Consider the following 10,139-nt stretch of genomic DNA (forward strand, 5'->3'; position numbering starts at 1 on the left):
CCATGCAAGGCGCACAGCTCAGACATCAGCCCTCCGCACCCGGCCGCAAGCCGGTGCCGCGGGGCGCCAGCCGCATGGTGGCCAAAGAGCCGATGTCCGCGCGCCTGCCCAAAGCCAATTTCGGCTTCCTCAAAGGGCTGTTCTGGCCGGTGCTGCTGGTGGCCCTGGGGTTCGGCACCTACGAAGGCGCGCAGCGGCTGCTGCCGTACGCCGACCGGCCGATCACCAAGATCGCGGTGCAGGGCGACCTGAGCTACATCAGCCAGCAGGCGGTGCAGCAGCGGATCGCCCCGTACGTGGCGTCGAGCTTCTTCACCATCGACCTGGCCAGCATGCGCACGGAGCTTGAGCAGATGCCGTGGATCGCCCACGCCGAAGTGCGTCGGGTGTGGCCGGACCAGGTGGTGATCCGCCTCGAAGAGCAGTTGCCGGTGGCCCGTTGGGGCGACGAGTCGCTGCTCAACAACCAGGGCCAGGCGTTCACGCCCAAGGAACTGGCGAACTACGAACACCTGCCGCAGCTGTTCGGCCCCCAGCGGGCCCAGCAGCAAGTGATGCAGCAGTATCAGGTGCTGAGCCAGATGCTCAGGCCGTTGGGCTTCTCGATCGCGCGCCTGGAACTGCGCGAGCGGGGCAGCTGGTTCCTGACCACCGGTGCCGGTAGTTCCGGCCCCGGCATCGAATTGCTGCTGGGACGCGGCAACCTGGTGGAAAAGATGCGCCGCTTCATTGCCATCTACGACAAGACGCTCAAAGAACAGATTACGAACATTGCGCGCATCGATCTGCGCTACGCCAACGGCCTGGCCGTTGGCTGGCGGGAACCTGTAGCGCCGCCGGCAGCCCAACCCGCTGTCGCAAAGAATTAAGAAGAGGCAGGACCCATGGCAAACGTGCAAAGCGGCAAAATGATCGTCGGTCTGGATATCGGCACCTCCAAAGTGGTGGCGCTGGTAGGCGAGGTCGCTGACGACGGCACGCTCGATATCGTCGGGATCGGCACCCATCCGTCCCGCGGCCTGAAGAAAGGCGTGGTGGTGAACATCGAATCCACCGTGCAGTCGATCCAGCGCGCCATCGAAGAGGCGCAGCTGATGGCCGGCTGCCGGATCCACTCGGCGTTCGTCGGCGTGGCCGGCAACCACATCCGCAGCCTGAACTCCCACGGCATCGTGGCGATCCGCGACCGCGAAGTCAGCTCCGCCGACCTTGAGCGCGTGCTCGACGCCGCCCAGGCCGTGGCGATCCCGGCCGACCAGCGGGTGCTGCACACCCTGCCGCAGGACTACGTGATCGACAACCAGGAAGGCGTGCGCGAGCCGCTGGGCATGTCCGGCGTGCGCCTGGAGGCCAAGGTCCACGTGGTCACCTGCGCCGTCAACGCCGCGCAGAACATCGAGAAGTGCGTGCGCCGCTGCGGCCTGGAAATCGACGACATCATCCTTGAGCAACTGGCCTCGGCCTACTCGGTGCTCACCGACGACGAAAAGGAACTGGGCGTGTGCCTGGTGGACATCGGCGGCGGCACCACCGACATCGCGATCTTCACCGAAGGCGCCATCCGCCATACGGCGGTGATCCCGATCGCCGGCGACCAGGTGACCAACGACATCGCCATGGCGCTGCGCACCCCGACCCAGTACGCCGAAGAGATCAAGATCCGCTACGCCTGCGCCCTGGCCAAGCTGGCCGGCGCCGGCGAGACCATCAAGGTGCCGAGCGTCGGCGACCGTCCGCCGCGCGAGCTGTCCCGCCAGGCCCTGGCCGAAGTGGTCGAGCCGCGCTACGACGAGCTGTTCACCCTGATCCAGGCCGAACTGCGCCGCAGCGGCTACGAAGACCTGATCCCGGCGGGCATCGTCCTGACCGGCGGCACCTCGAAGATGGAAGGCGCCACCGAGCTGGCCGAGGAAATCTTCCACATGCCGGTGCGCCTGGGCGTGCCGCACGGCGTCAAGGGCCTCGACGACGTGGTGCGCAACCCGATCTATTCGACCGGCGTGGGCCTGCTGATGTACGGCCTGCAGAAGCAGTCCGACGGGATCTCGTTCTCGGGCATCGGCAGCCGCGACAGCTACAGCAACGACGAGCCGCAGGCGCCGTTGCTCGACCGACTGAAGAAGTGGGTCCAAGGCAATTTCTGAAGCTTTACCGCAGCACCGCAACAAACGGCAGTAGGCGAAAAAACTAGAGAATGTAAGGAGAGGGAAAATGTTCGAACTCGTAGACAACATCCCCGCAAGCCCGGTAATCAAGGTTATCGGTGTCGGCGGTGGCGGCGGCAACGCCGTCAATCACATGGTCAAGAGCAACATCGAAGGCGTCGAGTTCATCTGCGCCAACACGGATGCCCAGGCCCTGAAGAACATCGGTGCGCGCACCATCCTGCAACTGGGCACCGGCGTGACCAAGGGCCTGGGTGCGGGCGCCAACCCGGAAGTCGGCCGTCAGGCCGCGCTGGAAGACCGCGAGCGCATCGCTGAAGTCCTGGCCGGCACCAACATGGTGTTCATCACCACCGGCATGGGCGGCGGCACCGGCACCGGTGCGGCGCCGATCATCGCCGAAGTGGCCAAGGAAATGGGCATCCTGACCGTTGCGGTCGTGACCCGTCCGTTCCCGTTCGAAGGCCGCAAGCGCATGCAGATCGCCGACGAAGGCATCCGCATGCTGTCCGAAAGCGTCGACTCGCTGATCACCATCCCGAACGAGAAGCTGCTGACCATCCTGGGCAAGGACGCCAGCCTGCTGTCCGCCTTCGCCAAGGCCGATGACGTGCTGGCCGGCGCCGTGCGCGGCATTTCCGACATCATCAAGCGTCCGGGCATGATCAACGTCGACTTCGCCGACGTGCGCACCGTGATGAGCGAAATGGGCATGGCGATGATGGGCACCGGCTGCGCCAGCGGTCCGAACCGTGCGCGCGAAGCCACCGAAGCGGCCATCCGCAACCCGCTGCTCGAAGACGTGAACCTGCAGGGCGCACGCGGCATCCTGGTGAACATCACCGCAGGTCCCGACCTGTCCCTGGGCGAGTACTCCGACGTGGGTTCGATCATCGAAGCCTTCGCCTCCGAGCACGCGATGGTCAAGGTCGGCACCGTGATCGATCCGGACATGCGCGACGAGCTGCACGTGACCGTGGTCGCCACCGGTCTGGGCGCTAAGATCGAGAAGCCTGTGAAGGTCATCGACAACACCGTCCACACCACCATGGCCGCCGCCCCGGTACAGCCGCAGCAGGCGCCTGCACGTCAGGAGCAGCCAGCGGTGAACTACCGTGACCTGGACCGTCCGACCGTCATGCGCAACCAGGCCCAGGCCGGTGCTGCGACTGCCGCGAAGATGAATCCGCAAGATGACCTGGACTACCTGGACATCCCGGCTTTCCTGCGTCGTCAGGCCGATTGATGAAATGTATCAGGGGTATTCAGGTGATTGGTGTTCAGCAAAGGCTCGGTCTGCTATCATCGCCAGCCTTTGTTGATACCAGTTCGCAATTTGCGCTGAAGCGGCCCATGCCATGATTAAACAACGCACACTGAAAAACATTATCCGTGCCACCGGTGTTGGCCTGCACTCCGGCGAGAAGGTCTACCTGACCCTCAAGCCTGCGCCGATCGACACCGGGATCGTCTTCCGTCGTGCCGACCTCGACCCAGTCGTCGAGATCCCGGCCCGCGCCGCCAACGTCGGCGAGACAACCATGTCGACGACGCTGGTCAACGGTGACGTGAAGGTGGACACGGTGGAGCACTTGCTCTCGGCCATGGCTGGCCTGGGCATCGATAACGCCTACGTCGAGCTCTCCGCGTCCGAAGTCCCGATCATGGATGGCAGCGCCGGACCTTTCGTATTCCTGATTCAGTCGGCTGGCCTGGAAGAGCAGGACGCCGCCAAGAAGTTCATCCGCATCCTGCGGGAAGTGACCGTGGAAGACGGCGACAAGCGCGCCACTTTCGTCCCTTTCGACGGGTTCAAGGTGAGCTTCGAGATCGATTTCGATCACCCGGTTTTCCGCGACCGCACCCAAAGTGCAAGCGTGGACTTCTCCAGCACGTCGTTCGTGAAGGAAGTCAGCCGCGCCCGTACCTTCGGCTTCATGAGTGACATCGAGTACCTGCGCAAGCACAACCTCGCACTCGGCGGCAGCGTGGAAAACGCGATCGTGGTCGATGCCGATGGCGTGCTGAACGAAGACGGCCTTCGCTACGAAGACGAATTCGTTAAGCACAAGATCCTCGATGCGATCGGCGACCTCTACCTGCTGGGCAACAGCCTGATCGGTGAGTTCAAGGGCTTCAAGTCCGGTCACGCACTGAACAACCAGCTGCTGCGCAAGTTGATTGAGCAGACAGATGCGTGGGAAGTCGTGACGTTCGAAGACGCCAGCACCGCTCCGATCTCTTACATGCGCCCGGTTGCGGCGGTGTAAGTAAAAAACCTCTCTAGTTTTTTGAAGGCCACCTTTGGGTGGCCTTTTTTTATGCCCGGATTCGTTGCACAGCGGGCGCCAGCCCCCTGGTGATGGCAGTGGGGTAGCCACCACAGTTGTAGTGGTGTGCATGAATCTTGCGAACACCCGGTGCCCCCTGTGGGAGCCAGCCTGCTGGCGATGGCGTCAGCACCGTCAGCACAAGGTTCAGGCCACCACCACCCGGTTGCGCCCACCTTCCTTGGCCTGGTACAGCGCCTTGTCCGCCGCAAACAGCAGTTGCTCAAGGCTTGAGTCCATTGCCGTCGTCCAGGTGCTGACGCCGATGCTCACGGTCATCGGCGCCTCATCGCCGTCCGCGTGGGGCAACTGCTCCACCGCCGCGCGGATGTGCTCGGCGATCTGCCGGGCGCCGGCGCTGTCGGTCTCGGCGAGGATCACCGAAAACTCCTCGCCGCCATAACGGGCCACCAGATCCGCCGGGCGTCGCACGTTCGCGCTGACCACCCGGGCCAGCGCCTGCAATGCCCGGTCCCCGGCCTGGTGCCCGTGGCGGTCGTTGAAGGCCTTGAAGCGGTCGGCGTCGATCATCAGCACCGATAACGGCTTGCCCGAGCGCTGGGCGCGGAACCACTCGTGGCGCAGCGACTGGTCGAGCATGCGCCGGTTGGCCACGCCGGTGAGGGCATCGGTGGCCGCCAGCTGCGCCAACTCCCGCTCGGCCCGGTGGCGCAGGCGCAGTTCCCGGGCCAGCAGCCAGGTCAGCCACAGCAGGCCGGCGCAGAGCACGCCGGTGGCGCCGCTGATCAGGATCGCCGTGCGCTGCCAGGCGCCGAACACCGCATCGCCGGACAGGGCGACGATCACCGTCAGCGGCAAATTGCCGACCCGGGAGTAGGTGTACAGCCGCTGCCGCAGATCCATGCTGGAAATGCTGTTGAAGCTGCCGTTGCCGCCGCTGTCGCCGAGGATCCGGATCACGTTGGGCCGGTTGGCGAAGCTCTTGCCGATGGAGTCGCTTTGCAGGTAAGGCTTCTGTGCCAGCAGCAGGCCGTCGCTGTTGATGATGTTCAGGGTGCTGTCGACGCCGATGTCGAGGCTGTTGAACAGCTGGTCGAAGTAATCGAGCTTCATCGACGCCACCGCCACGCCGATGAATTCGCCGGTGTCGGAAGACATGCGCCGACTGAAGCTGATCCGCCATTGGTCGGCCTCGTCGCAGTCGCAGCGGGTCTTGAACGGACGGCTGATGAACAGGCCCGCGTCGCGGTTGAAGGCATGGGCCAGGAAGTAGTCGCGGTCGGCGAAGTTGCCCGGTTTCGGCTCGACCCGGGAAGAGTCGGCCACCACCTCGCCGTGCTTGTCGAGCAGCAGGATGTCGCCCTTGAAGCGCACTGCGGTGGAGCGGTCGAACAGGGCCATGTGGCGGATCTGCGGCGACACGTGCTTGAGGTCCTCGCGCTGGGCGGCGGCGATCAGGCCTTGCAGCGTCAGGTCGTACAGCTCGACGGTGCGCAGCACATCGGCGTCGATCAGTTGGGCGATGGTGGTGGCGCTGCGGGTGGCCGATTCCTGGGCGTTGGCGTGCTCGCGGATCAGCAGGAAGGTGACGATGCACACGATCGCGACGACAGTCAGCAGGCTGCCGAGAATCAGCAGCGGCACGGAACGTCCGGTCTTGCCCGAAGCAGGTGGGGTGCGGCTTGCGATCATGGTGGGCGTTCGGTTGTGGATTTTTGTAAGCGTAGGCCTGCAGATACCATTGTGGGAGCGGCCTGAGGGTCAGGCCGATCCTCTAGCGTAGCGCCGATCTTAGAAGACGTTGATCGGGTAGTCGATGATCACGCGGTATTCATCGGTGTCGGAGTCCAGCGCGCCGTAGCCGTTGCCGCCACGGTTGGTCGCCCATTGCAGGCGCACCGCCAGGTCTTTGGCCTGGCCGCTCTGCACCACGTACTTGAGGTCGATGTCGCGTTCCCAGTGTTTGGCGTTGCGCCCCTCGGCGCTGTACCACGCGGCGTAGCCGGGGCTGTTCGGGTCGGTCTTGGTCAGATCCAGGGTGCCGCGCGAGTAGGACACCGCCGAAGTCAGGCCCGGCAGGCCGACGCCGGCGAAGTCGTAGGCGTACTTGAGCTTCCACGAGCGCTCGTTGGGGCCGTTGAAGTCCGAGTACTGCTGGGAGTTGTCCAGGTAGATGCTGTCGCCCTGGCTGATGTAGTCGAACGGCGTGTTGCCGTTGACCCGCTGGTAGGCGGCGGTGAGGCTGTGGCTGCCGATGCCGACCGTGAAGTGCACGCTCCAGGTGTTGTTGTCGATGTCGCCCAGCAGCGCCTCGCCGGTGTCCTGGGTGTGGTAGTAATGCAGGCCGGGGTTGAGGCTGACCAGATCGTTCAGCGCCCAGGTGTAGTCCAGGTCGTAGTAGTACTGGTTCCAGATGTCCTTGAGTTCGGAGGCGTACAGGCTGCTGGTCAGGCCTTCGACGCCGCTCCAGGCCACGCCGGCCCAGTTCAGGTGACGGCTTTCGTCGCTGTCGGGGAGGCTGCCGTAGGAAGTGCCGATGCGCTTGTGGCCGCTCTGGTTGTAGGGCTTGGTGAAGCTGGCCTGGCCGCCTTCGATCAGCCAGCCGTCGAAGCTGCGGTTGGTCAGGCTCAGGCCGCGGAACGTCTGCGGCAGCATGCGGCTCTCGCCGCCGGCGATCACCGGGTTGGTGAGGAACAGGTCGCCGACCTTGAGCTCGGTGTCGAACGCGCGCATTTTCAGGGTGCCGCCGGCCGTGGAGAACGAGCCCGGCGCTTTGCCGCTGCCGTCGCTCACCGGCAGGATGCTGGAGTTGTCGGTGCCGCCACCGCCGTCGAGCTTCAGGCCAAGCATGGCGTGGGCGTCGACGCCGAAGCCGACGGTGCCTTCGGTGTAGCCGGACTCGAACTTGCCGAGCAAGCCCTGGCCCCACTCGATGTTGTCGTCCGCCTGCTGCAGGCGGTTGCGGTTCATGTAGTAGTTGCGGGCGTTGAGGTTGAGGCTCGAACCTTCGACGAAGCCTGCCTTCTCGGGTTCGGCGGCCTGGGCTGCCGGGGCAATCGTTGCGGCGACTGCAATGAACAGCGGGGTGAAACGGACTGGGTAACGCACGTGCGGTAAAGCTCCTTGGGTCAACGTTCCCTTCAATCGCTTGAGGGGCGGGATGTTTCTAATTGTTAAAGACGATCCGGACGGCCTTCAGACCACAACGAAAAAAAGGCCGCTGAAATTCAGCGGCCTGGAGTGACGACGGTCGAACGGGAAGAGCCAAACGACCGCGTCGAGGGAAATCGGAAGGAGCGTGGCTCAGCTGTCTTTCTCAAGCGACGGCTGTGCCTGGGAAGTGGCGGCCTGCGGGGACTGCGCGGCGTTCTGGGCCTTGGCCATCATCTCTGCCTGATGCTGCTCGAAGGCCTGGGCGCGGGCGGCGTTGTGCGCCACGAATGACTGGGATTCTTCGGCCATCGCCAAAGGCGACAGGATCAATGAGGACAAAACGAACGCGCTGGCAATTCCCATACTGTTGGACATCTCGAAAACCTTCTTGCTTGGCAAGTGCTGTGTGGTTGCGGGCAAAGATAAGGTCGCCGGACACCGGGAAACAGCGTGATTTTCATAAATGACTGTTACAGCGCAGGCAAAGATCCCGGGCGTCAGACAGGCAAGTGCATGCCGAAGGTGTTCATGCCGCGGTCGCTTTGCACGAACACGTCGCCGCCGTGCATCAGCGCGATCGCCTTGACGATGGCCAGCCCCAGGCCGTGGTTGTTGCCGCTGTTGCTGCGCGACGCATCCACCCGGTAGAAGCGTTCGAACAGCCGCGGCAGGTGCTCGCCGGCGATCGGCGAGCCGGGGTTGGCCACGCCGATGCTGACTTGATGCTCTTGCACCTCGATGTGCACCTCGATCACCTGGCCCGGCGCCGTGTGCTGCACGGCATTGCTCAAAAGGTTGATCAGCGCCCGGCGCAGGTGGGCGATCTCGATGCGCACCTGGGCGTCGCCGCTGACCTGCACCTGCACCTGGGCGTCTTCGAGGATGAAGTCCAGGTATTCGAGGGTGGTGGCCACCTCGTCGGCCAGCGAAGTCTGCGTCAGTTTGGTGGCCTTGCTGCCCTGGTCGGCGCTGGCCAGGAACAGCATGTCGTTGATGATCGAACGCAGCCGCTCCAGCTCTTCGAGGTTCGATTGCAGCACTTCGAAGTAATGTTCCGCCGAGCGCCCCCGGGTGAGGGCGACCTGGGTCTGGCCGATCAGGTTGGTCAGCGGCGAGCGCAGTTCGTGGGCGACGTCGGCGTTGAACGACTCCAGCCGCGAATAGGCCTGTTCGACCCGTTCCAGCGTCGAGTTGAACGAGCTGACGAACTGCGCCAGCTCCGGCGGCAGCGGCGACAGGCGCAAGCGCCCGGCCCGCAAGGGCGGCGCCAGGCGCTGGGCCTCCTGGGACAGTTTGATCAACGGCTTGAGGCCGATCCGCGCCACCCAGTAGCCCAGCGCCGAGGCCAGCAGCACGCCGACGGCCGCCAGGCTGACCAGGGCGATCAGCAAGCGGTGCTGGGTCTCGTGGAAGGTCTCGGTGTCGATGCCGATCATGAAGCGCAGGGGCGGGCGCTGATCCTTGGCCGGCAGTTCGGTCAGCAGCACTTTGAGCGGGTAGGCGTGGCCGGGCAGTTGCAGGTCGCGCATGCCCAGCGGCCCCTGGGCGAAGGCGCGGATCAGGGCGTCCGGGCTGCCGTACTCATAACCCGGATCGCCGCTGACCACCCAGAAGCGGATGCGCTTGTCCTCTTCGCCGAGCAGGTTGAGCTTGGCGTTGATCTTCACCCAGTGCTCGGGCGTGCCGAAGCGGTTGAGCGCCGACTCCAGCACGCTGTAGCGCGCGTCGAGCTCGGCTTCCGGCAGCAGGCCCAAGCCCTTGTCCACCTGCTGGTACAGCGCGCCGCCGATCAGCAGGAACACCAGCAGCGCCACCAGGGTGAACAGGCCGCTCAGGCGCAGGGCAATCGAGTTACTGGACACCGCGGCTCTCCAGCACATATCCCATGCCGCGGATGGTGTGCAGCAGCTTCTCGTCGAACGGCCCGTCGAGCTTGGCCCGCAGGCGCTTGATCGCGACCTCGACGACGTTGGCGTCGCTGTCGAAATTGATGTCCCAGACCATCTCGGCGATGGCGGTCTTGGACAGGATCTCGCCCTGGCGCCGGGCCAGCACGCTGAGCAGCGAGAACTCCTTGGCGGTCAGGTCCAGGCGGGTGCCGGCGCGGGTGGCCTTGCGGCTGATCAGGTCGATCCACAGGTCGGCGATGCTCACCTGCACCGGCTCGTGGCCGCCGCTGCGCCGGGTCAGGGCTTGCAGGCGCGCCACCAGTTCCAGGAACGAGAACGGCTTGCCGAGGTAATCGTCGGCGCCGTCGCGCAGGCCCTTGATCCGGTCCTCGACCCGTTCCCGGGCGGTGAGCATGATCACCGGCGTCTGCTTGCGCGCCCGCAGCGCGCGCAGCACGCCGAAGCCGTCCAGGCCCGGCAGCATGACGTCGAGCACGATCACCGCGTAGTCGCCTTCCAGCGCCAGGTGCAGGCCCTCGATGCCGTCGCGGGCCAGATCCACGGTGTAGCCCTGTTCCGTCAGGCCGCGGTGCAGGTAGTCCGCGGTTTTTTCTTCGTCTTCGATAATCAGGACGCGCATG

General features: G+C 64.8%; 9 protein-coding genes. 4 read left to right on the forward strand and 5 right to left on the reverse strand.

Annotation, left to right across the window (positions count from 1 at the left end; translation table 11 throughout):
* The first annotated feature begins 2 nt into the window (after positions 1-2).
* The 4 genes from CAG29_RS03865 to lpxC all read left to right on the forward strand — a co-directional run bounded on the left by CAG29_RS03865 (position 3) and on the right by lpxC (position 4,435).
* A complete protein-coding gene (locus CAG29_RS03865) occupies positions 3-869 on the forward strand; it encodes a cell division protein FtsQ/DivIB (RefSeq protein ID WP_085584856.1) in 867 nt (288 codons plus the stop codon).
* A 15-nt stretch (positions 870-884) separates the two neighbouring features.
* Positions 885-2,144, forward strand: a complete 1,260-nt coding sequence (gene ftsA, locus CAG29_RS03870) for a cell division protein FtsA (RefSeq protein WP_065261511.1) — start codon at positions 885-887, stop codon at positions 2,142-2,144.
* Positions 2,145-2,211: 67 nt separating this feature from the next.
* Positions 2,212-3,411: a cell division protein FtsZ gene (gene ftsZ, locus CAG29_RS03875; RefSeq protein ID WP_085584858.1), complete on the forward strand. Its 1,200-nt coding sequence runs from the start codon at positions 2,212-2,214 to the stop codon at positions 3,409-3,411.
* 112 nt (positions 3,412-3,523) lie between these two features.
* Positions 3,524-4,435, forward strand: a complete 912-nt coding sequence (lpxC, locus tag CAG29_RS03880) for a UDP-3-O-acyl-N-acetylglucosamine deacetylase (RefSeq protein ID WP_085584860.1) — start codon at positions 3,524-3,526, stop codon at positions 4,433-4,435.
* Between the two features lie 207 nt (positions 4,436-4,642).
* On the opposite strand, the gene CAG29_RS03885 is transcribed toward lpxC, so the two are convergent.
* The 5 genes from CAG29_RS03885 to CAG29_RS03905 form a co-directional block, all read right to left on the reverse strand.
* Positions 4,643-6,148: a sensor domain-containing diguanylate cyclase gene (locus CAG29_RS03885; protein WP_085584863.1), complete on the reverse strand. Its 1,506-nt coding sequence runs from the start codon at positions 6,146-6,148 to the stop codon at positions 4,643-4,645.
* A 99-nt stretch (positions 6,149-6,247) separates the two neighbouring features.
* A complete protein-coding gene (locus CAG29_RS03890) occupies positions 6,248-7,564 on the reverse strand; it encodes an OprD family porin (RefSeq protein WP_085693876.1) in 1,317 nt (438 codons plus the stop codon).
* A gap of 195 nt (positions 7,565-7,759) precedes the next feature.
* Positions 7,760-7,984 carry a hypothetical protein gene (locus CAG29_RS03895; RefSeq protein WP_085584867.1) on the reverse strand — a complete coding sequence of 75 codons (225 nt, stop codon included), beginning with the start codon at positions 7,982-7,984 and terminating at the stop codon, positions 7,760-7,762.
* Positions 7,985-8,106: 122 nt separating this feature from the next.
* Positions 8,107-9,471 (reverse strand): heavy metal sensor histidine kinase, encoded by a 1,365-nt coding sequence (locus tag CAG29_RS03900; RefSeq protein ID WP_085584869.1) that lies wholly within the window; start codon positions 9,469-9,471, stop codon positions 8,107-8,109.
* Positions 9,461-10,138 carry a heavy metal response regulator transcription factor gene (locus CAG29_RS03905; RefSeq protein WP_085584871.1) on the reverse strand — a complete coding sequence of 226 codons (678 nt, stop codon included), beginning with the start codon at positions 10,136-10,138 and terminating at the stop codon, positions 9,461-9,463. Before CAG29_RS03905 ends, CAG29_RS03900 begins: the two co-directional genes overlap by 11 nt.
* Between the last annotated feature and the right edge of the window lies 1 nt (position 10,139).

The organism is Pseudomonas sp. B7(2017) (assembly GCF_002112745.1).
Classification (GTDB): Bacteria; Pseudomonadota; Gammaproteobacteria; order Pseudomonadales; family Pseudomonadaceae; genus Aquipseudomonas; species Aquipseudomonas ekonensis.

Bases quoted from the DNA above. Each gene is read 5' to 3' on its own strand.
- CAG29_RS03865 (WP_085584856.1), top strand. From the start codon at position 3: ATGCAAGGCGCACAGCTCAGACATCAGCCCTCCGCACCCGGCCGCAAG.
- ftsA (WP_065261511.1), top strand. From the start codon at position 885: ATGGCAAACGTGCAAAGCGGCAAAATGATCGTCGGTCTGGATATCGGC.
- ftsZ (WP_085584858.1), top strand. From the start codon at position 2,212: ATGTTCGAACTCGTAGACAACATCCCCGCAAGCCCGGTAATCAAGGTT.
- lpxC (WP_085584860.1), top strand. From the start codon at position 3,524: ATGATTAAACAACGCACACTGAAAAACATTATCCGTGCCACCGGTGTT.
- CAG29_RS03885 (WP_085584863.1), bottom strand. From the start codon at position 6,148: ATGATCGCAAGCCGCACCCCACCTGCTTCGGGCAAGACCGGACGTTCC.
- CAG29_RS03895 (WP_085584867.1), bottom strand. From the start codon at position 7,984: ATGTCCAACAGTATGGGAATTGCCAGCGCGTTCGTTTTGTCCTCATTG.
- CAG29_RS03905 (WP_085584871.1), bottom strand. From the start codon at position 10,138: ATGCGCGTCCTGATTATCGAAGACGAAGAAAAAACCGCGGACTACCTG.